Here is a 21,851-nt window from a genome sequence, read left to right on the forward strand (position 1 = left end):
AAAAAGGAACCATCATGAGCCAAACCACGATTACCGATGCCGAACTGGATGCGCGTTTCGCGCCGGTCTACGCGCGAATTGCCGAAGGCGCGGTGGCCCGCGAACAGCAGCGCACCCTGGCCCATGAGCCGGTGGCCTGGTTGCGCGAGGCCCGCTTCGGCGCCCTGCGCGTGCCGCGCAGCCACGGCGGCTCAGGCGCAACCTTGCCGCAGTTGCTGCGCCAGCTGGTGCGTCTGGGGCAAGCCGACTCCAACCTGCCGCAGATCTTCCGTGCTCACTTCGGCTTCGTCGAGGGGCGGCTGTCGTCCGGTGACGCCGCCTCTCAGGACTACTGGTTCGCTCGCGTGGTCGCCGGTGAGCTGTGGGGCGCGGCCATGGCCGAGCGCACCGCCAGTACCGGCAATACCGTGCAGTTGAGCGAAGACGAGGGTGGTTACCGCCTGGACGGCGAAAAGTATTACTGCACGGGCACGCTGTACGCCGATTGGGTGGCGGCAGTGGCCAACCACGGCGACGACTTTGTCAGCCTCGTGGTGCCGACCCGCGCGCCGGGGGTTGAGCGGATCGACGACTGGGACGGCTTCGGCCAGCGCCTGACCGGCAGCGGCACCACCCGTTTCACCCGGGTCAGCGTGCCGCCGCAACATGTGCTGCGCCGTTTCGCCAAGGGCGAGTTGCGCGCCGAGTCGTACCTGACCGCGTTCTACCAGGCGGTGCATCTGGCCACCTTGGCGGGTATCGGCCATGCGGTACTGGCCGATGCCGTAGCGTTCGTCCAGGGCCGTACCCGCGCCTTTGGCGTGCCGGGGCAGTCGCAGCCGGCCGCAGACCCGCGGGTGCAGGCGGTGATCGGCCGCCTGTCGAGCCTGGCCTTCGCTGCCGATGCGCAAGTCACCGCCGTGGGCCAGAGCCTGCAGGCGGTGTTCGAAGCCGGGCAGCACGGCGAGGTGGCCGAGCAGCTTTACACCGACGCCGAGATCCATGCCTTCCAGGCGCAGCAGGTTGTGCTGCCGCAAGTGCTGGAAGCGAGCACCTTATTGTTCGAAGTCGGGGGCGCATCGGCCACCAGCAATGCCCGGCGCCTCGATCGCCACTGGCGCAATGCCCGCACCTTGGCTTCGCACAACCCGGCGATCTACCGCGAGCAGGCGTTGGGCAATTACTACCTCAATGGCATCAGCCCGGCCCAGGCCTGGCGTGCCCTTCATGCCAGCGCCAGCGAAGGGCAGGGCAGCGGCGACGAAGCCAGCGCAGTCTGATCAGGAGAATCGGCATGACTACCAAACAGATGAGCCTGGGTATGAACATCCTCGGCTTCGGTTCGCACTCCGGCGCCTGGCGCCAGGGTGAGGCGGCAATCGACGCCTATATCGACGTCAACTATTACCGCGATATCGCGCGTATTTCCGAACGCGGTTGCCTGGATGCGATCTTCCTTGCCGATGGCCCGGCGTTGCCGCCGGATGTGTCCGCCCAGCCCGGCGGGCGCCTGGAACCGACCGTGCTGCTGACCGCAGTGGCGGCCGCCACCGAGCGCATCGGCGTTATCGCGACCTGCTCCAGCACTTACAACGAACCTTTCAACCTGGCCCGGCGAATTGCCTCGCTGGACCACATCAGCGGCGGCCGCGCAGCCTGGAATGTGGTGACCAATGCCGGTGACGCGGCAGCACAGAACTTCGGCCTGGCTGGCGCGCCGTTGCATGTAGACCGCTACGGGCGGGCTGAGGAGTTCGTCGATGTGACCCTCAAGCTTTGGGACAGCTGGGAGGACGACGCGATCATCGGTGACCGCAGTGCCGGTCGTTTTGCCGACCCGGGCAAAGTCCACACCCTGGATTTCAAGGGCAAGCACTTTCAGGTCAAGGGGCCGCTGAACCTGCCGCGCTCGCCGCAGGGCAGGCCGGTACTGGTGCAGGCCGGCTCTTCCGAAGGTGGCAAGGCACTCGGTTCACGCTATGCCGATGCGATCTTCACCACCCAGACCACCCTCGCCGACGGGCTGGCGTTCTATCGGGAAATGAAGGCACGGGCCAAAGCCTGGGGCCGTGACCCGCAGCACCTGAAGATCATGCCCGGCCTGTCGACCGTGATTGGCAGCACCGAGGCCGAGGCTCATGCACGCTTCGACGAGCTCAATGCCTGGCATGGCGAGCACGGCCTGTTGCAGCAAGTGGCGGGGCGTATCGGCATCGACCCCCGCGAGCTGGACCCCGATGCGCCGTTACCGTGGGAACGGATTGGCGCGGTGGCGGATTTCGAGCGGGGGTCGCAGGGTTTTCTGGAGGCCCAGTTGAACCTGGCGCGCAGCGAGAACCTGACCATTCGCCAGTTGTCGCGGCGGATTCTGGTCGGGCACCGGTTGGCCGTCGGTACCCCGGAACAGGTCGCCGATACCCTGGCCGAGTGGTTCCTGGCGGGGGCGGGGGATGGTTTCAACATCATGCCCGACATGTTCCCGTCGGGTGCTCGGGTATTCGTCGAAGAGGTGGTACCGCTGCTGCAGAAGCGTGGGTTGTTCCGCACCGAATACACCGGCACCACCTTGCGCGAGCACCTGGGGTTGCCCAGGGCCGTGAACCAGTTCACAGCCTAGCGCTGCCCTTGTGGGAGCGGCCTTGCGTCGCGAAAGGGCTGCAAAGCAGCCCCAAAAATTCCAACCCAACACACAATCGACAGGATGCACCCATGCGCTATCGCCCCTTGGGCCACACCAACCTCCAGGTCAGCCTGCTCAGCCTCGGCACCATGACCTGGGGCCACCAGAACAGCGAACAGGATGCTCTTCAGCAACTGGACGCTGCCGTTGCTGCAGGCATCAACTTCATCGACACCGCCGAGATGTATCCCACACCTACCCGCGCTGAAACCTGGACCACCACCGAGCGCTTCATCGGCACCTGGCTGGCGGCCCGTGGCAAGCGCGACAAACTCCTGCTGGCCAGCAAGATCGCCGGCCCGGCCCGTGACCCGGGCGGCCAGGTGCACATCCGCGATGGCCTGTCGCACCACGACCGCAAGAACATCGTCGCCGCCCTGGAGGGCAGCCTGCGCCGCCTGCAGACCGACTACCTGGACCTCTACCAACTGCACTGGCCCGACCGCACCAGCAACTTCTTCGGCATCCGTGAGTACCCCTACGTCGACGACCATCCGCAAACGGCAGCCATCGAAGAAACCCTTGCGGTGCTGGACGAACAGGTCAAGGCCGGCAAGGTGCGCCATATCGGTGTTTCCAACGAGACGCCGTGGGGTGTGGCGCAGTTTCTGCGGCACAGCGAGGACAAAGGCCTGGCACGGATTGCCAGCATCCAGAACCCGTACAGCCTGCTCAACCGCTTGTACGAGAACGGCCTGTCGGAGTTCAGCCATCGCGAAGGGGTCAGCCTGCTGGCCTATTCGCCGCTGGCGTTCGGGGCGTTGACCGGCAAATACCTGAACGGGGCAAGGCCGGAGGGTTCGCGATTGTCGTCGGTGTATCGCACGTTCAATCGCTATGGCAGCGAGGAGGCCAACAACGCGATTGCCAGCTACGTGCGGATTGCCCGGGAGCATGGGCTGACACCGGCGCAACTGGCCCTGGCTTTCGTCATACGCCAGCCGTTCGTGGCCAGTGCGATTACCGGGCAGACCACCTTGCTGCAACTGCAGGAGAACCTGAGTGCACTGGATGTGCAACTGAGCGATGAAGTACTGGCCGAGATCCAGGCCGTGCACCGGCGTATTCCCAACCCGGCGCCGTAGCCCACATGGCAAGGGCTTCGCCCTTGTTCGCGGCTAAAGCCGCTCCCACAGGGACCTCACGAATTCAGCCTTTGCTGTGCTCCTGTGGGAGCGGGTTTACCCGCGAAGAGGCCAGTACAGGCGACACAAGAAGGACAGACATGAACGCAATCGTCTCCATACCAAACACAGCGACCAGCAGGTGGCAGATTCGCCCTGGCCTGGCGCTGGCCTGGATCACCCTGGGCCTGTTACTGCTGGCTGTAATCTTCCCCGGCTGGCTCTCGCCAACCGACCCGTTGGCCGCCGACGCCCGCCTGGCTTACCACCCGCCAAGCCCCGCCTTTTGGCTGGGCAGTGACGAGAACGGCCGCGACGTCCTCAGCCGGCTGATCCATGGCGCCCGCCCATCGCTTTACATCGGCCTGGCCGCCACCCTGGTCGGGCTTGGCCTGGGCACGCTGCTCGGCTTGCTCGCCGGCCTCGCTCCAGCCTGGCTGGACAACCTGCTGATGCGCGCCGTCGATGTACTGCTGGCCTTCCCGGACCTGCTACTGGCGCTGGTCATCATCACTCTGTTCGGCCAAGGCACCAGCAATCTGATCCTCGCCGTCGGTATCGCCTCGGTGCCGCGCTATGCGCGCCTGGTACGCGCCCAGACGCTGACCATCCGGCGTGCCAGTTTCGTCGAAGCAGCGGTCACGCTGGGCCGCAGGCGCTTGGCCGTGGTGTTCTGGCATGTGCTGCCCAACGCCGTCCAGCCCGTATTTATCCTGGCCTGCATCGGCCTGGGTGGCGCCATCACCGCCGCCGCTGCGCTGAGCTTCCTGGGCTTCGGTGCACCACCTCCCGCGCCGGAGTGGGGCGCGATGATGGCAGTGGCGCGCAACTTCATGGCCAACGCGCCCTGGCTGATGGCCTGGCCGGCGCTGGCGATCACCCTGACTGTCATTTCCATCACCGTCATTGGCCGAGACTGGCTGCGCCGTAGCGAGGGCAGACGCGCATGAGCATCTTCAAGAAGAACCAGGCACCGCTGGTAGACATCCGCGGCCTGCACGTGAGCTTCAATGGTGTGCCAGTGGTGCACGGCGTCGACCTGCAGTTGCGCGGAGGGCAGTGCCTGGCACTGGTGGGCGAATCGGGCTCGGGCAAGAGCGTCACGGCGCGTACCCTGGTCGGCCTGACCGGCGCCGGCGCTCATGTGCAGGCGCAGCGCCTGGCCTTTGCCGGGCAGGACCTGCGCCAGCTCGACGAGCGCGCGTGGCAGCGCTTGCGTGGCGAGCATATCGGCTTTGTCATGCAGGATGCGCTGGGTTCGCTCGACCCGCTGCGGCGCGTGGGGGCAGAGATCGAAGAGCCATTGCTGTTGCACACCGACCTGGCCGCGGAGCAGCGCCGTCTGCGGGTGCTCGAGCTGTTGCGTCAGGTCGGAGTGCCTGAGCCTGAAGTCCGTGCCCGGCAATACCCCTGGCAGTTATCCGGAGGCCTCAGGCAGCGCGCCCTGATCGCTTCGGCCATCGCCTGTCAGCCGCGCCTGTTGATTGCTGACGAGCCCACCACCGCGCTGGACGCCACGGTGCAGGCGCAGATCCTCGACCTGCTGGAGCAACTGCGCGAGCGCGACAACAGCCTGTTGATGGTCAGCCACGACCTGGCCGTGGTCGCACGCCTGGCCGACTGGGTGGCGGTGATGCGCCATGGCGTGGTGGTGGAGCAAGGCAGTGTCGAGCAGATCTTGCAGGACCCGCAGGACCCTTATACCCAACGCCTGCTGAGCGCGGCTCGGGCAGTACATTTCAAACGTCCGGCGGCGCCTGCCCTGGCGCTGATGGAGAATGTCGTGGACGAGCAACCGGTGGTGCTGGAGGCGCGCGGCCTGAGCAAGGCCTTTGTCGGCCCGGACGGGCGGCTGCGTCAGGTGCTGGACGAAGTGTCGCTGCAGTTGCGCGCCGGGCAAACCCTTGGCGTGGTAGGCGAGTCCGGTTCCGGCAAGAGCACGCTGGGGCGCATCCTGCTGGGGCTGGAGCGGCCGGAGCAAGGCAGCCTGCAACTGGCCGGGCAGGATTGGCTTGCGTTGTCCGCCGCGCAGCAGCGCCAGGCACGGCAGGGGATCCAGGTGGTGTTCCAGGACCCGCTGGCTTCGTTCGACCCACGCTACACCGTGTTACGGGTATTGACCGAGGCGCTGGCGCATGCGGGGGTACCGCGTGCGTTGCAGCGCACCGAGGCAGCGGCGTTGCTGGAGCGGGTGCAGCTGCCGGCGGGGTTGCTCGACCGCCGCCCACTGGAATTGTCGGGCGGGCAGCGGCAGCGCATCGCGATTGCCCGGGCGCTGGCCATGAAGCCCAGGGTACTGGTGCTGGATGAACCGGTATCGGCACTGGATGTGTCGGTGCAGGCGCGCATCCTGGCATTGCTGGCCGAGCTCAGGGCGGAGCTGAACCTGGCTTGCCTGTTCATCTCTCACGACCTTGGGGTGGTGGAGCAGGTGAGTGACCAGGTATTGGTGATGCAAGGGGGGAGGGTGGTGGAGCAAGGGGCGGCAGCCCAGGTGCTCGGCCAGCCGCGTCAGGCCTATACCCGAGCCTTGCTCGATGCCGTACCTCATCTTCCGGCGGCGCGGCCAAGCTGGTTTGCGCGGATTGCCTTGTAAACCCGTGCCAGCCCTGACGCGGGCAAGGCCGCACTTATGGAGCTGCACATAACTCATTGAATTGGCAAGGATACTGTGGGAGCGGCTTTAGCCGCGAACACCGGCGCAGCCGGTGCCATGCACCGCGTTGGATTCTTCGCGACTAAAGCCGCTCCCACAGGATCACTACAGGAGAGGCATCGATGATCATAAACAAGACACAGTTTCACTGTCGCCCCACCAACACCCCCCGGACACTTTGCCCCCGCAACAGCACCTGACCCTCGGCAAACTCCAACAAAATCAAGCCTTTGAACCCGGCACAACTCCTGCAACAGGCCTATCGAAGCCCAGTCCTCGCAGGAGCGCCCTTGAACACACCCATCCTCCCTCTGATCCCGCTCTGCACCGCACTGGCCTTGCTCGGCTGCGAAAAAACCGAACAGCACGCCGCGCAAAGTACCCAGCCGCAGCAGGGCGGCACCCTGGTCTATGCCACCGACCGCGAGCCCACCTGCCTGGACCCGCATGTGGCCGGTGACATGCCGCAGGTTTTCATTGCCCAGCAGTACCTCGATTCGCTGGTGTCGATGGACAGCAACGGCCAGATCGGCCCCTGGCTGGCGACAAGCTGGGAGGTCTCGCCAGATGGCCTGCGCTACACCTTCCACCTGCGCCGCGACGTGCATTTTACCGACGGCACGCCGTTCAATGCCGAAGCGGTCAAGGCCAACCTCGACCACATGGCCAACCCCAAGACCCAATCCAGTACCGCCGGTGGCTACATCCGCCAGTACCGCGGCACGAAGGTGATCGACACCTACACTGCCGAAGTCACCCTGGCGACACCCTATGCGGCGTTCCTTGAAGTGTTGGCCCAGGGTTTTCTCGGCATCCAGTCGCCCACCGCATTGCAACGCAGCCGCGACCAGAACTGCGAAAGCCCGGTCGGCAGCGGGCCGTTCAAGGTGGTGCGCTGGGACCGGCAGAACCAGGTGGAGCTGGTGCGCAACCCGGCTTACAACTGGGCGCCGCCGACCGCACGACACCAGGGCCCTGCGTACCTTGATCGCATCGTCTGGAAGTTCATCCAGGAACCGTCGGTGCGCTTCGCCTCGCTGCAGGCCGGTGAGGTGGATGTGATCGAAGCATTGCCACCAGAGTCGCACGAAGCAGCACGGCGTAACCCGGATGTGGAATTGATCATCGCCCAGCGCCCGGGCAATCCCACCAATGGCACCTTCAACCTGCGCCGCGCACCGTTCGACGACATCCGTGTACGCGAGGCCTTCGTTCGCAGCGCCGATGTCGAGGGTGCGCTGAAAAGTGTGTACTTCGGCGAGTTCCCCCGCGCCGGTGGCCCGTTGAGCCTGGCCACGCCGTTCTACAGCGGTGACTTCGAACGCAGCCAGGAATACGACCCGGCTCGCGCCGCCAGGCTGCTCGACGAGGCTGGCTGGACCGGCCGCGACAGCGAAGGCTACCGCACCAGGAACGGCCAGCGGCTGCGTGCCGTCGTGCTGATCGGTGCGCGCACGCCGCCGTCGGAGCTGACCCTGTGGGAGCAGGTACAGGCCACAACCCGGCAGGCGGGCCTGGAGCTGGTACTGGACCAGATGAGCGATGCCCAGGTCACCGCTCGCCAGGCGGCATGGGACTACGACATCCGCACCGGTTACTGGAACACCAACACCCCTGACGTGCTGCGCATCATCTTCACCACCGCGTTCGTGCAGCCAGCCGGGGTTGGCGGTTATCACCAGAACTCTTCCGGCTACGCCGACCCGGGCTACGACGCACTGCTCGACAGTGCCCTGGCCACCCAGGACGCGGGCCTGAGGCGCCAGCGCTACTTCCAGGCACAGCAACAGGCCGCCGCGCAGTACCTGCAACTCACCACCTATCCGCAAAGCACGCGCCTGGGTATCTACAAGACCGCCCATGGCGTGCGACTGGAACCTTCGCTGGCGGTGACCTACCTCTATGACGCATGGGTGAACAAATGACTACGACGACACTCGCGGTGACCGACCCGCGTCGCGAACGCCTGGCTGCCCTGGGGCGGCGCGCCGCCATCCGCCTGGCCGGTGGCGTGCTGGTGCTGTGGGCGGTGGCGACCCTGACCTTCTTCGCACTGCGGCTGATGCCGGGTGACCCGGTGCTGGCGATTCTTGGTGGCCCCAGTGGCAACCCGACGCCGGAAGCGATTGAAGCCGCGCGCGTGGAGTACGGCCTCGACAAGCCATTGGCCGTGCAATACGCGTTCTACCTAGGGCGCCTGGTGCAAGGTGACCTGGGCGTGTCCTACTCGCAGCACCTGCCAGTCACCCGTGTGCTGGCGGAGCAGGGCGGGGCGACCTTGGAACTGACCGTCGCCGCCTTGGTGCTGGCCTGGTTGCTGGTGCTGCTGCTGACCGTGGTCACCGCCGGGCGCGGCAGGCTGGTCGGCGGCATCGCCTCGCTGGCGGAAACCCTCAGCGCAGCGCTGCCGCACTTCTGGCTCGGTGTGGTGCTGCTGGCGGTATTCGCCTTCGGCCTGCGCTGGTTCCCGCCGGCTGGTAGTGACAGCTTCGCCAGCCTGGTACTTCCGGCGTTTTCCCTGGCGATTCCATTGGCCGGTTTCATTGCCCAGGTCACCCGGGAGTCGCTGGAACTCACCCTCGATCAACCCTTCGTCCTCACCGCCCGCACACGTGGCCTCAGTGACCTCGCCGTGCGCTTCCGGCATGCCTTGCGCCATGCCTTGCTGCCAGGTGTGTCGCTGTCAGGCTGGGCCATCGGTGCGCTGATCAGTGGTGCGGTGGTGTGCGAGGTGATCTTTTCGCGCAAGGGGGTGGGCCGCCAGCTGTACCAGGCGGTGCAAGCCCAGGACCTGCCGCTGGTAATCGGCATAAGCCTGGTAGTGGCGGCCGGCTATGTGCTGGCGAATATTCTGGTCGACCTGCTGTACCAGTGGATCGACCCTCGGCAGCAGGAGGCTGCAGCATGACAGACCTGACCCATGGCCACGTGCTGGCGCCATTGCGTCGGCAGCGCCACCTGAAATTGCCGCCGCTGGGCGCAAGCCTGGCGATCCTGTTCCTGTTCGCATTGCTTCTGGCCGCATTGGCGCCAGGGCTGTTCACCCGCATCGACCCATTGGCCATCGTACCGCGAGAGGCTTTCCAGCCGCCCAGCTGGGCGCACTGGCTGGGCACCGACCAGTCAGGCCGCGACATCTTTGCGCGGGTCATCCACGGCGCACGGCAGAGCCTGCTGATCGGCCTCGCAGCTACGGCCATTTCCATGCTTATCGCCATCGCCCTCGGCCTGCTGGGTGGCCTTGGCGGCGCACGCGTGGACCGTGCGGTGGGCTGGTTGCTGGAAGTGCTGTTCGCCTTCCCCAGCCTGGTGCTGGCGCTGCTGTTCGTGGCGGTGTTCGGCAGCGGTGTCGGCCCGTTGATCGTCGCCACCGGGCTGGGCGGTGCGCCGGGGTACGCGCGCATGGTCCGTGGCCAGGTGCTGGCGGTACGCAACGCCGGCTACATCGAAGCGGCGCGGGCGTTGGGGCACCCGACTTCGCGCATCGTGCTGCGTCAATTGCTGCCCAACGCCATGCGGCCATTGGTGGTGACGCTGACCATGGGCGTTGGCCAGGCCATCGTCTGGGCCTCGGCGCTGAGCTTCCTCGGCCTGGGCGCGCGGCCGCCGGCGCCGGAGTGGGGGACCATGTTGTCCATGGGGCGCGACTTCATCGCCAATGCCTGGTGGCTCACCTTCTTCCCTGGCCTGTTCATCGTCCTCACCACTCTGGCGACCACCGTGACTGGCCGCTATATCCAACAACGCCTGGAGGGGCGCCTGCCATGAGCGACAAGACCTTGATCGTCGAAGGGCTGAACGTGGCCTTTGATGGCGCCAGCGTGGTCCGTGATCTGTCCTTCACCTTGCTGCCCGGCCGTTGCTTGGCCTTGGTCGGCGAGTCTGGCTCGGGCAAGAGCGTCAGTGCCCGCTGCCTGGTCGGGCTGGCCGGAGGGCGCGCGCAGGTGAGTGCCCGTCGCTTGAGTTTCGCCGGCCACGACCTGCTCGATCTCAGCGAGCGCCAGTGGCGCGCGGTACGTGGCAGGAATATCGGCTTCGTGTTGCAGGATGCGCTGGTATCGCTTGACCCGCTGCGGCCGGTGGGCAAGGAAATTCTCGAAGTGCTGCAGACCCACGGATACGGTGATCGCCACACCCGTGCCGCGCGTGTGCATGAGTTGCTCGAGCGGGTTGGCGTACCGGATGTCGAATTGCGTGCTCGTCAGCGTCCCGGGCAGTTGTCCGGTGGCCTGCGCCAGCGTGCACTGATCGCCAGTGCCTTGGCCCTGGACCCCGCACTGGTGATCGCCGACGAGCCGACCACCGCGCTGGACGCCACCGTGCAGGCACAGATTCTCGAAGTGTTCCAGCAGATCAAGGCCCGTGGCGCCTCGCTGCTGATCATCAGCCACGACCTGGCAGTGGTTGCCCAACTGGCCGATGAGGTGGTGGTGCTGCGCCATGGCGAAGTGGTGGAGCAGGGGCCGATGCAGCAGGTGCTGCGTCAGCCGCGCCACCCCTACACCCAGGCCTTGCTGGCGGCAGTACCGGCCGAGCACCCGCGCGGCAGCCGGTTGTCACCCGAGCGGGTTGGCGTGCGACATGAACCGCGAGCACGCTCGCACAGCGATGTACTGCTCGAAGGCCGTGGCCTGGGCAAGCGCTACCTTGGCCCGGATGGGCTGGTGCGCCAGGTGGTGCAAGGTGTCGACTTCAGCCTGCGTGCCGGGCGCACCCTGGGCATTGTCGGCGAGTCCGGCTCGGGCAAGACCACCGTGGCACGCATCGCCCTCGGCCTGCTGCAGCCCGACGAGGGCGAAGTGCTTTATCGCGGGCAACCCTGGAACCGCCCGGCCAACGCCGTGAGCGAGGCAGTGCGCAGGCCGTTGCGTCGCGAGATCAGCGTGATCTACCAGGACCCGCTGGGCTCGTTCGACCCGCGGTGGAGCGTGGCGCAGATTCTTGATGACGCGTTGCAGGTAGCTGGTATCGAGGCACCAGCCAGGCCCGCACGTATCGCTGTGCTGCTCAACCAGGTGCGTTTACCGGCAGAACTCGGCCAGCGCAGACCGTTGCAACTGTCGGGCGGCCAGCGCCAGCGGGTGGCAATCGCCCGGGCGATCGCCAGCGAACCCAAGGTGATCATCTGCGACGAGCCGGTGTCGGCCCTGGACGTGTCGGTGCAGGCACAGGTGCTCGACCTGCTGGCCGACCTGCAGGACGAACTGGGCCTGGCCTACCTGTTCATCTCCCACGACCTGGGGGTAATCCGCCATGTCAGCGATGACGTGCTGGTGATGCGCCACGGTCAGGTGGTGGAGCAGGCACCGGTCGAGCAGTTGTTCGAGAGCCCGGCCCACGAATACACCCAGCGATTGCTCGGTGCGGTGCCGCGCCTGCCCGGCAGCGGCGCCGAACTGGTGGTGCCGCCGCTGGACCTGGAACACGAAGCCTTCGATCTGTTCGACGAAACCCGCCTGTGGAAGATCGCGATTTGAACTGAGACGCCAAGCCCTGCACCGACCCCTGTGGGAGCCGCGCTTGCCGGCGATGGGCCGCGAAGCGGCCCCGGCGATTCATGCAACAGCCTTGAAATCGTGGGGCCGCTTCGCGGCCCATCGCCGGCAAGCGCGGCTCCCACAGGGGATAGCGCCAGCTTCAGGAAATTGGCAAGAGCGCTGCTCCCACAGGGCTCGGGTCGCCTAAACGAAAGATGTACTTAAAGGACTGAACCATGACCACATTTCAACGTTTCCCAACCCAGGCTCCGGCCACCAGCGTCGCAGACCTGAAGGCCCGCATCGTCGCCTTGTTGCCTGCCATTGGCGAAGGTGCCGCACAACGCGAACGCGAACGCCTGTTGCCCCATGAGGCCATTGCCCAGCTTGCGGCAGCCGGGCTTTACACCGTGCGTATCCCCGGGCAATACGGGGGCCCCGGCGGCAGTGTCAGCGATGTGATCGAACTGCTGCTGCAAATCGCCTCGGTCGACTCCAACGTGGCCCAGGCCCTGCGCCCAGGTTTTGCCTTTGTCGAAGGCCTGCTGGCTTCACAAGCCGAAGGTGCCGAGCAGGAGCGCGAGCGTTGGTTCGCGCGCTATCTGCAGGGGGCGGTGATTGGCAATGCCGGCTGGGAACTGGGCGGTGCCAACGGCGCCATCGCCGCGCGCCTGGTGCGTGAGGGCGATCATTTCCGCGCCAATGGCAGCAAGTTCTACAGCACGGGTGCGCTGTTCGCCGACTACGTCAGTGCCGTTGCCCTTGACGAGGACGAGCAGCCAGTGTCGTTCATCCTGCCGCGCGATCGCGAAGGCCTGGAACTGGTCGACGACTTTGATGCCATGGGCCAGCGCCTGACCGCCAGCGGCACCACCCACTTGCGTAATGTGCGTGTCGAGGCCAGCGATATCCGCACGCGTACCGTGGAGGAGGGCAAGCGCACCATCGTCACGCCGTTCCTGCAGCTGTTCCTGGCCACCGTGCTGGCCGGTATCGCCCGCAATGCGCTGGACGACGCCACCCGCTTCGCCCGCGAGCATGCCCGCCCGATCAAGCACAGCATGGCCAGCCGCTCGGTGGACGACCCCTACGTAGAGCTGTCGGTAGGCGATATCGCCGCCCGCGCATATGGCGCGGAAGCCGTGGTACTCAAGGCCGCTGCAACCATCGACAAGGCCTGGGCCGCGCAACTGGATGAAGCCGCCGTGGAGCAGGCCGCAATCGAGGTGGCGCAGACCCAGTATCTGGTCGCCGAGCTGGCGCTCCAGGCTGCGCAAACGCTGTTCGACGTTGGCGGTGCCTCCACCACCGGCCGCCAGCACAACCTCGACCGCCACTGGCGCAACGCCCGCACAGTGGCCAATCATAATCCGCGCCAATGGAAGGCGGCGGTGGTCGGTGCCTGGCAGCTCAAGGGCACTCGCCCACCTGTCTCGGGGCTGTTTTGACTGCCCAGCCGGCCTTGCTGGCCGGCCATGTGCAAAGCCCCAAGGTCCCGGTGATCATCGGCGCCGCATTGTTCATGGAACTGCTCGACAGCACAGCGGTGATGACCGCCTTGCCGCAGATGGCCGCCGATTTCGGCGAGCCGGGGCTGCGCATGAATCTGGTGGTGTCGTTGTACATGCTTGCCCTGGCCCTGTGTGTGCCGGTCAGCGGTTGGGCTGCCGAGCGCTTTCGCCCGCGCCAGGTCATGTTGGCGGCGATGGGCTTGTTCACCTGTGCCTCACTGGCCTGCGCCCTGGCCGATACGCTCTGGCAACTGTGCCTTGGGCGCATGCTGCAGGGGGCGGCCGGGGCATTGATGACACCGGTGGGGCAGGTGATCATCCTGCGTTGGTCGAGCCGCGAGCAGTTGCTGCAGGCCATGTCCTGGTTGGCCCTGCCAGCACTGGTGGGGCCGCTGGTCGGGCCGTTGCTTGGCGGTTTGCTGGTGACGGTGCTGTCCTGGCACTGGATCTTCCTGGTCAACCTGCCAATCTGCCTGCTGGGTTTCTGGCTGATCCTGCGCCATGTACCGGATTATCCGGCACGGCCGGTGCCACCGCTGGATGTGCGTGGCTTGCTGCTCAGCGGTGGTGCCCTGGCCATGTTGGTGTTCGGCCTGGAAGCGCTGGGGCTGGGGCAGTTGCCGCAGGTCTGGGCCATGGTGCTGGTGGCCGGCGGAGTAGCCTGTGCGTTGGGGTATCTGCTGCACGCGCGACGACACCCCAATCCGCTGGTGGACCTGTCGCTGTTGCGCCTGCGCAGCTTTGGCGTGGCCCAGGCGGGTGGCGGGCTGTTCCGCCTGGGTTCGGCTGCCCAGCCGTTCCTGATCGTGTTGTTGCTGCAGAACTGCCTGGGCTTCAGCCCGTTGGCGGCAGGAGGGCTGGTGGTCAGTGGTGGCGTTGGCGCGCTGCTGATGAAGCTGTTGGCAGTGCCATTGGTGCGGCGCTACGGCTATGGGCGGGTGCTCAGTTGCAATGCCGTGCTCAGTGGTATGGGGATTGCCCTGTGCGCCAGTTTCGATCGTGATACCGCTGTGTGGCTGATGGCTACGGTGCTGTTCGCCGCAGGCCTGGTGCGTTCACTGCAGTTCTCGACGTTGGGGGCTGCCAGTTATCAGGACGTGCCTGGCGACCGTTCGGCGGCGGCCAGTTCGTTGTCGGCTATGTCCGTGCAGTTGACCATGGCCATGTCGGTGAGCCTGGCAGGGGGCGTGTTGGGGATGCTGGCCGGGCTGGGCGGCCGTAGTGAAACCTCGGTGGCGGATATCGCCACGGTGATGTTGCTGTGCGCTGTCATGTGCGGGGCTTCCGCGCTGGTGTTCCGGCGTTTGGTGGACTAGTCATTGGCCGGGTGTGCATCAGCCACCCGGGTGTTGAAGGGTGTTGCTCAAAAGGTCTCAAGTCTTTCGAAATATGACTTGGACGGTCTTGGTGGGTGGCGCATAGGATTGCAACCACTGGAGTTCACAACCAACTCCCCTCATCAGGAATACGCACATGAACCTCAAATCCCTTATTGCCAACCCACTGGGCTTCGGTACCGCACCGCTGGGCAACATGTTCCGCAACGTGCCTGAAGACGAAGTGCAGGCTACCGTCGATGCGGCCTGGAACAACGGCGTGCGCTACTTCGACAGCGCCCCGTTCTACGGTGCCGGCCTTTCCGAAAGCCGCCTGGGCAATGCCCTGGTCGGTCGCCCACGTGACGAGTACGTGCTCAGCACCAAGGTCGGTCGCATCATCCTCGACGAACTGGAAGACCCGGCGGCCCGTGAACTGGGCGAAAAGAGCGGCCTGTTCGAGCACGGTAACCGCAACCGCATCGTCAACGACTACAGCGCCGACGCCACCTTGCGCTCCATCGAAGACAGCCTGCGCCGCCTGAAGACCGACCGCCTGGACATCGTCTGGATCCACGACATCGCCCAGGACTTCTACGGTGACGAGTGGCTGAGCCAGTTCGAAGTCGCCCGCACTGGCGCCTTCCGCGTGCTCTCTCGCCTGCGTGAAGAAGGCGTGATCAAGGCCTGGGGCCTGGGTGTGAACCGCGTCGAGCCGATCGAGCTGACCCTCGACCTGGACGAGCCGCGCCCCGACGGCTTCCTGTTGGCTGGCCGCTACTCGCTGCTGGACCATGACCGCGCACTGCAACGCGTCATGCCGCAAGCGGTGGAGCAGGGGGTAGGTATCGTCGTGGGTGGCCCGTACAGCTCGGGTGTCACCGCCGGCGGCGAGCACTTCGAGTACCAGAAAGCCACCCAGCCTGTTCTTGCCAAGCTCGAGCGCATCCGCGCCGTGGCCCGTGCCCATGGTGTGGATGTGAAGGCGGCCGCCCTGCAGTTCGCCCTGGCCCACCCGTCCGTGGTCTCGGTGATCCCGGGTTCCACCCGTCCTGCGCATGCCAACGAAGACCTCGCTGCCCTGAGCAAGGCGATCCCGATGGCGTTCTGGAACGACCTGCGCCAGCAAGGGCTGATCAACGCCCAAGCCCCGGTACCTGCCGTTTAAACCGACCTTGCAGGGCCGCTCCGCGGCCCTGCATACCCGAATCGATGGGGCCACGCCCCGGGAGAATCATCATGGCAACTGCACAAGCTTCCATCACCCTTGCAACCGATGCCAACCGTGTTTGGCAACTGATTGGCGGTTTCGACGCGCTGCCCGACTGGCTGCCGTTCATTCCCGAAAGCGCCCTCAGCGAAGGCGGCCGCGTCCGCACCCTGAAGAGCGCGGCTGGCGACACCATCATCGAGCGCCTGCTGGACTTCAACGAAGCCGGCCGCAGCTACAGCTACACCATCCTCACAGGCCCGGCGCCGGTGCGTGACTACCAGTCGACCCTGCGTGTGGTGGCTGAAGGTAGCGGGTCGCGCGTGGAATGGTCCGGTTCGTTCGTGCCGGTGGGTATCAGCGATGCTGAGGCAACTGCGCTGTTCGCTGGGATCTATGAAGATGGCCTGGCGGCGCTGAAGAAGGGGCTGGAAGGCTAATGCCCGTCAGTTAAGCAATTGGGGGCCGCTTTGCGGCCCATCGCCGGCAAGCCAGCTCCCACAGAGATCGCGCAACTCCTGAGTTCTGCGCAGTACCTGTGGGAGCTGGCTTGCCGGCGATGGGCTGCGTAGCAGCCCCGTTAACGCTATTTTCGTTGCTTCAGAAAATGCTACCCATAACTGCGGTTAAAGCCACGCCTTGATTTGGCTGGACACAGCGTCAGTGGAGATCCCGTAACGGTCATGCAAGGTCGGAAGTGCACCCGCGTCGAGAAATGCATCCGGTAGCGCGATCTGGCGGAAGGTTGGAGTGACCCCATTGCGCAACAGCACGCCCGCAACCGCCTCTCCCAGGCCCCCTATGATCGAGTGGTTTTCCGCAGTTACCACCAGGCGACCCGGCTTGCGTGCCTCGGCGAGGATGGTCTGCTCATCGAGCGGTTTGATGGTGGGTACATGCAGCACTGATACATCCACACCGTCCTTTTGCAGCTGCTCTGCAGTCTCCAGCGCACGCATGGTCATGAGGCCGCTGGCAATCAACAGCACATCCCGGCCACCGCGCAGCACCTGTGCCTTGCCCAGTTGGAACTGGTAATCGTAGCGATCGAGCACCAAGGGTACGTTGCCGCGCAGCAGCCTCATGTAGACCGGCCCCTGATGGGCAGCGATCGCTGGCACAGCCTGTTCGATCTCAAGCGCATCGCAGGGGTCGACGATCATCAGGTTGGGCATCGCCCGGAAGATGGCCAGGTCATCCGTGGCCTGGTGGCTAGGACCATAACCGGTGGTCAGGCCAGGCAGCCCGCAGACGATCTTGACGTTGAGGTTCTCTTCTGCGATTGCCATGCAGATGAAGTCATAGGCCCGACGGGAAGCGAATACCGCATAGGTGGTGGCAAAGGGTGTCATGCCTTCCCGTGCCATGCCAGCAGCGGCGCTCATCAGCAATTGTTCGGCCATGCCCATTTGATAGAAGCGCTCGGGGTGGGCTTTGGCGAAGATGTGCAGGTCGGTGTACTTGGACAGGTCGGCACTCAGCCCAACTATATCCTGACGTTGCTCGGCAAGGCTTGCCAGGGCATGGCCAAACGGGGCAGGGCGCGTCGGCTGGCCGTCGGCGGCAATCGAAGCGATCATGGCCGAGGTGGTCAGGCGTTTCTTGGGTGAGTTCACAGTGCTCATGCTTGGCTCCCGGCGTCCAGCGCCTTGAGGGCGAGGTCCCATTCGTTTTCATCGACGCGAATGAAGTGCGTCTTGTCGCGGTTTTCCAGGAAAGGCACGCCTTTGCCCATGCGGGTATCGCAGATGATCACGCGCGGTTGCGCCCCGGTGTGGGCGCGGGCCTGGTCGAAGGCGCCGACCAGCGCATCCAGATCATTGCCGTCCACGCGTTGAACGAACCAGCCAAAGGCTTGCCAACGGTCGACGATTGGCTCGAAGGCCAGTACCTCGCTGGAATGGCCATCCGCCTGCTGGTTGTTCACATCGATGATTGCGATCAGGTTGTCCAGGCGCCAATGGCTGGCCGACATGGCGGCCTCCCAGGTCGAGCCCTCGTTGAGCTCGCCATCGGACAGCAGGTTGTAGACCCAGCTGTCCGAACCCTTGCGTTTGAGCCCGAGGCAAGCGCCGACGGCGATGCCCAAGCCGTGGCCGAGCGAGCCACCGGTGATCTCCATGCCTGGGGTATAGGCAGCCATACCAGACATGGGCAAGCGGCTATCGTCGCTACCGTAGGTTTCAAGCTCATCCTCTGGGATTACGCTGGCCTCGATCAGTGCGGCATAGAGGGCAATCGCGTAGTGCCCGATGGACAGGTAGAAACGGTCGCGCTGCTCCCATTCGGGGTTGCCGGGGTCGAGGCGCAGCGCATGGAAATACGCGACCGCCAGCAGGTCGGCGGCGCCCAGCGCCTGGCCGACATAGCCCTGGCCCTGGACTTGCCCCATGCGCAATGCATGGCGGCGGATATTGCGAGCGCGCACAGCCAGCGGCAGCGCCTCGGTGTAGGTAGGCACAGCAGTCATTGAAGTGACTCCTTTATCGAATCAACGATTGACCAGATGAGCCGGTACTCGTGACACCAGGAAGGCGCCAAACATGAGTACGGCCGTGATGAGATACATGCCGATGGCATTGCTGCCCAAGGTGGTAGTGACCCAGCCGATCAGGTACGGCGAGCAGAAGCCGGCAAGGTTGGCGAAACTGTTCACCGCCGCGATGCCTGCCGCCGCCGATACACCTCCCAGCAGCGTGGTGGGCAGCATCCAGAACAGTGAAGAGGCGGATAGCACTCCAGCTGCTGCGAGGCACAGGCTGAGGATCGACAGCGTCAGGCTGCTGCCCAGTGCTGCGGCGAGGCTCAGGCCCAGTGCGCCGATCAGCATGGGGATCGCCAGATGCCAGCGGCGTTCACGGTGGCGGTCGCCGCTGCGCCCGGCCCACAGCATCGCGACGATGGCACACAGGTACGGCAGGCTGGTCAGCAGGCCGATGTGCAAAGGTTCGCTGACGCCGGCATTACGTACCAGTGTGGGTAGCCAGAACGTGATTGCGTACTGGCCCATCACTACGCAGAAGTAGATGCCCGCCAGCAACCAGAGCCGACGGTCGCGGATGAAGTCGGCCACCGAACCGTGGTTTACCTTGTGTTGCTCGTCTTCAGCCAGCTCCTTGCGCACCAGGGCTTTTTCTTCGTCGCTCAACCAGTGAGCCTGATCGACGCCATCCTTCAGGTAGCTCAGCACCAGAACGCCCACCAGTACCGTTGGGATGGCTTCGAGCAGGAACATCCACTGCCAGCCCGCCCAGCCGTGAACGCCGGCAAAGCGCTCCATGATCCAACCCGACAAGGGGCCGCCGACCATGCCCGAGAGCGGAATCGCGATGAACCAAAGCGCGGTCATCTTCGCCCGGCGGTAAGACGGGAACCAATAGGTCAGGTACAGCAGAAGCCCTGGTGCCAGGCCTGCTTCGGCGATCCCCAGCAAAAACCGCAGGGTATAGAATTGCCAGGCTGTCTCCACCAGGGCGAACATCGCTGAGATGATGCCCCAGGTGATCATGATGCGTGCGATCCAGCGTCGAGCGCCCACTTTGTGCAGAATGATGTTGCTGGGCACCTCGAAGAGAAAATAGCCAATGAAGAACATGCCGGCGCCCAATCCGTAGACCGCTTCGGAAAGGGCCAGGTCGTCCATCATCTGCAGCTTCGCAAAGCCGACATTGACCCTGTCCAGATAGGCGCACAGGTAGCAGAGCATGAGAAAAGGCATCAGTCGCCAGGCCGTTTTACGGTAGGCACTGCTGCGTGCGGCGGATACCGCATCGAGCGCTAATGTGGTCATTCGTTCTGATCTCTTGTTGTTATCGAACGCGTGGCCTGCGCCGGGCTCGGGTGCAGGTCACGATGCACCGGGTGCTCAGTGGATCAGCATCCCGCCGTTGACATCCAGGGTAACCCCCGTCAGGTAGCTGGACAGGTCACTGGCCAGGAACAAAGCCGCATTGGCGACATCGCGCGCCTCACCCAGGCGGCCCAGCGGGATGCCTTCGATGATGGCGTGACGGCGCTCATCCTGCATGAGGCCACCGGTGATGTCAGTGTGAATCAGGCCTGGCGTGATCGAGTTGACGCGAATATTGTCCGGTCCCAGTTCACGGGCCATCGCCTTGCCCAATCCAAGCACGCCAGCCTTCGCCGCGCTGTAGTGAGGGCCACCGAAGATGCCGCCACCACGCTGGGCAGACACAGAAGACATGCAGATGATGCTGCCAGCGCGTTGCGCCCGCATGGTTGGGATCACCGCCTGGGACATCAGCAAGGTGCCACGAAGGTTCACGTTGAGAATCCGGTCATAGTCAGCCCCTGTAATTTCCAGGGTTTTCACCGGTTGAGTGATGCCGGCGTTGTTTACCAGCACGTCGATCCGGCCGAATTGCGCGAGCACTTGAGCGATGGCATCACGCACTTGTGCTTCATCGGCAACGTTGGCAGCCACGCCGAGGTGGCCTTCGCCGAGTGAAGCGGCAGCCTCGGTTGCGGCAGAGGCGTCCAGGTCCAGGATCGCGACTTTGGCGCCCTGAGCGGCAAACGCCTGGGCTGTTGCGCGGCCGATACCGCGGGCAGAGGCCGCGCCAGTGATCACGGCAAATTTTCCTGTTAACAGCATCGAAGGTGCTCCAGATGGTTGTTGTTGTGAGCGGCGGTTCCAGGAAGAACCGATAAGCACAGCTTCGTCCGGGACAGCACCCCAAGCAACGCTGCCTCCTTCACCCGGTGCTGAAAAAAATTCAGCCCTCGACTTGTGCCTTGGGCTTACAGGAAGGTAAAAGCCCTGGTATCGCTTCGAATCTTTCAGGAAATGGTCATGAGCCTGGACATCCTTAGAAAATCGCCTCAGATCCCTTCCCTGAAAGCAATTCAGGCCTTCGAGCAAGTTGCTCGCTTCGGCAACGTTGCACGGGCCGCAGAGCAGTTGAACCTCACGCCCTCTGCGGTGAGCCACCAGATCGCTAATCTGGAAGCCTTGATCGGTCGTCCATTGTTCATTCGCGAGGCGCGCGGTGTTGCATTGACCCCGGCCGGAGAGCAGTACCTGCGCGAGGTGTCAGGCATATTGCAAAGCCTGGCTACGGCCACCGAGCGCGCCGGCAACTCGGTGGGCTTCGATTGCTTGCGGCTTCATTCCGCGCCTAGCTTCGGCCTGCTCTGGTTGCTGCCGCGCCTGGACCATTTTCGTAACAGTCATCCGCAGATCCAGATCAACCTGTCGTGCTCCTACGAGTCGCTGCACTTCGGCCGCCATCAGATCGATCTGGATATCCGTCATGGCTACCCCAACTGGCCCAGCCTGGAAGTGCGCACCATCCGGCATGAGCGTGCAACTGTGCTCGCCTCGCCACAGCTTCTCGAGCGTACGCCTATCAAGCAGCCCAGCGATCTGCTGGGGCAGAACCTGATCCTGTCGGAAGCCGCATTGGTGCAATGGCCCCAATGGTTCGCACAGCAAGGCGTGGCGTTGCCACAAACCCCCTACGTCCTGAGCTTCGATCGCTCCTACATGAGCCTGGAGGCCGCCAGCCATGGGTATGGGTTGGCCTTGGAGAGTTGCCTGCTGGCGCAGGACTATATCGCCCGGGGCGTGTTGGTACCGGTATTTGCGGAAGACTTGGCGACGCCCGTCAGTGCCCACCACCTGGTATTTCCGCGAGGCCATGCTGAAACCCCCAGGGTTCGACAATTCCTTGAATGGGTGCAGGGCCAGCTCGGTCATGACTTCAACTACTGAGAGCAGTTTGCACAACAGATGAACTGCGGTAGGGGCCGGCTATCAAGTCAGCAGAAAGCTGGATAGCACTAGAACTCAACGGTAATAAGTGACAAGGGAAAAGCCCTACAACTCTATAGGAAGTTTCGCTGCCCGGTTTGGGTTGTACATCTTCAGGGTGTCGC

Annotated in this window: 18 protein-coding genes; 14 read left to right on the plus strand and 4 right to left on the minus strand. The window is 64.6% G+C overall.

The annotated features are described in order from the left end of the window. The first annotated feature begins 14 nt into the window (after positions 1 to 14). The 13 genes from J5M58_RS08080 to J5M58_RS08140 all read left to right on the plus strand — a co-directional run bounded on the left by J5M58_RS08080 (position 15) and on the right by J5M58_RS08140 (position 16,393). A complete protein-coding gene (locus tag J5M58_RS08080) occupies positions 15 to 1,259 on the plus strand; it encodes an acyl-CoA dehydrogenase family protein (RefSeq protein WP_207877792.1) in 1,245 nt (414 codons plus the stop codon). A gap of 14 nt (positions 1,260 to 1,273) precedes the next feature. Then, positions 1,274 to 2,596, plus strand: coding sequence for an LLM class flavin-dependent oxidoreductase (locus tag J5M58_RS08085; protein WP_112252890.1), 1,323 nt, complete (start codon positions 1,274 to 1,276; stop codon positions 2,594 to 2,596). A gap of 92 nt (positions 2,597 to 2,688) precedes the next feature. Beyond that, positions 2,689 to 3,744 (plus strand): NADP(H)-dependent aldo-keto reductase, encoded by a 1,056-nt coding sequence (locus tag J5M58_RS08090; RefSeq protein ID WP_112252889.1) that lies wholly within the window; start codon positions 2,689 to 2,691, stop codon positions 3,742 to 3,744. A gap of 140 nt (positions 3,745 to 3,884) precedes the next feature. Further along, positions 3,885 to 4,733: an ABC transporter permease gene (locus tag J5M58_RS08095; protein ID WP_112252888.1), complete on the plus strand. Its 849-nt coding sequence runs from the start codon at positions 3,885 to 3,887 to the stop codon at positions 4,731 to 4,733. Beyond that, entirely contained in the window at positions 4,730 to 6,379 is a 1,650-nt protein-coding gene (locus tag J5M58_RS08100) for an ABC transporter ATP-binding protein (protein WP_207877794.1), read from the plus strand. The genes J5M58_RS08095 and J5M58_RS08100 overlap by 4 nt, the downstream gene beginning before the upstream one ends. Before the next feature lie 374 nt (positions 6,380 to 6,753). Next, entirely contained in the window at positions 6,754 to 8,364 is a 1,611-nt protein-coding gene (locus J5M58_RS08105; protein ID WP_252378358.1) for an ABC transporter substrate-binding protein, read from the plus strand. Next, positions 8,361 to 9,347 (plus strand): ABC transporter permease, encoded by a 987-nt coding sequence (locus tag J5M58_RS08110; RefSeq protein WP_112253239.1) that lies wholly within the window; start codon positions 8,361 to 8,363, stop codon positions 9,345 to 9,347. Before J5M58_RS08105 ends, J5M58_RS08110 begins: the two co-directional genes overlap by 4 nt. Further along, positions 9,344 to 10,207: an ABC transporter permease gene (locus tag J5M58_RS08115; protein WP_112252884.1), complete on the plus strand. Its 864-nt coding sequence runs from the start codon at positions 9,344 to 9,346 to the stop codon at positions 10,205 to 10,207. The genes J5M58_RS08110 and J5M58_RS08115 overlap by 4 nt, the downstream gene beginning before the upstream one ends. Further along, a complete protein-coding gene (locus J5M58_RS08120) occupies positions 10,204 to 11,916 on the plus strand; it encodes an ABC transporter ATP-binding protein (protein ID WP_207877796.1) in 1,713 nt (570 codons plus the stop codon). The genes J5M58_RS08115 and J5M58_RS08120 overlap by 4 nt, the downstream gene beginning before the upstream one ends. A 236-nt stretch (positions 11,917 to 12,152) precedes the next feature. Then, the gene (locus tag J5M58_RS08125; RefSeq protein ID WP_207877798.1) at positions 12,153 to 13,364 is read left to right on the plus strand and encodes an acyl-CoA dehydrogenase family protein; all 1,212 of its coding nucleotides are present in this window, start codon (positions 12,153 to 12,155) and stop codon (positions 13,362 to 13,364) included. After that, the gene (locus tag J5M58_RS08130) at positions 13,361 to 14,743 is read left to right on the plus strand and encodes an MFS transporter (protein ID WP_207877799.1); all 1,383 of its coding nucleotides are present in this window, start codon (positions 13,361 to 13,363) and stop codon (positions 14,741 to 14,743) included. The genes J5M58_RS08125 and J5M58_RS08130 overlap by 4 nt, the downstream gene beginning before the upstream one ends. A gap of 157 nt (positions 14,744 to 14,900) precedes the next feature. Then, complete coding sequence (locus tag J5M58_RS08135; RefSeq protein ID WP_207877800.1) at positions 14,901 to 15,911, plus strand: aldo/keto reductase; 1,011 nt, start codon at positions 14,901 to 14,903, stop codon at positions 15,909 to 15,911. A 71-nt stretch (positions 15,912 to 15,982) separates the two neighbouring features. Beyond that, positions 15,983 to 16,393 carry an SRPBCC family protein gene (locus tag J5M58_RS08140; protein WP_207877801.1) on the plus strand — a complete coding sequence of 137 codons (411 nt, stop codon included), beginning with the start codon at positions 15,983 to 15,985 and terminating at the stop codon, positions 16,391 to 16,393. Between the two features lie 186 nt (positions 16,394 to 16,579). Here J5M58_RS08140 and J5M58_RS08145 read toward each other — a convergent pair whose 3' ends face one another. From J5M58_RS08145 to J5M58_RS08160, 4 genes are all read right to left on the minus strand, one after another. Further along, positions 16,580 to 17,578 carry a transketolase family protein gene (locus J5M58_RS08145; RefSeq protein ID WP_112252879.1) on the minus strand — a complete coding sequence of 333 codons (999 nt, stop codon included), beginning with the start codon at positions 17,576 to 17,578 and terminating at the stop codon, positions 16,580 to 16,582. Continuing rightward, a complete protein-coding gene (locus J5M58_RS08150; protein ID WP_075045686.1) occupies positions 17,575 to 18,423 on the minus strand; it encodes a transketolase in 849 nt (282 codons plus the stop codon). Before J5M58_RS08150 ends, J5M58_RS08145 begins: the two co-directional genes overlap by 4 nt. A 21-nt stretch (positions 18,424 to 18,444) precedes the next feature. Then, entirely contained in the window at positions 18,445 to 19,743 is a 1,299-nt protein-coding gene (locus tag J5M58_RS08155; RefSeq protein WP_112252877.1) for an MFS transporter, read from the minus strand. A 75-nt stretch (positions 19,744 to 19,818) separates the two neighbouring features. After that, complete coding sequence (locus J5M58_RS08160) at positions 19,819 to 20,568, minus strand: SDR family NAD(P)-dependent oxidoreductase (protein WP_112252876.1); 750 nt, start codon at positions 20,566 to 20,568, stop codon at positions 19,819 to 19,821. A 198-nt stretch (positions 20,569 to 20,766) separates the two neighbouring features. Between J5M58_RS08160 and J5M58_RS08165 the strand changes: the two genes are divergently transcribed. After that, positions 20,767 to 21,687, plus strand: coding sequence for a LysR substrate-binding domain-containing protein (locus tag J5M58_RS08165; RefSeq protein ID WP_207877802.1), 921 nt, complete (start codon positions 20,767 to 20,769; stop codon positions 21,685 to 21,687). The last annotated feature ends 164 nt before the right edge of the window (positions 21,688 to 21,851 follow it).

This window comes from Pseudomonas sp. 32_A (assembly GCF_017490905.1).
GTDB lineage: Bacteria > Pseudomonadota > Gammaproteobacteria > Pseudomonadales > Pseudomonadaceae > Aquipseudomonas > Aquipseudomonas inefficax.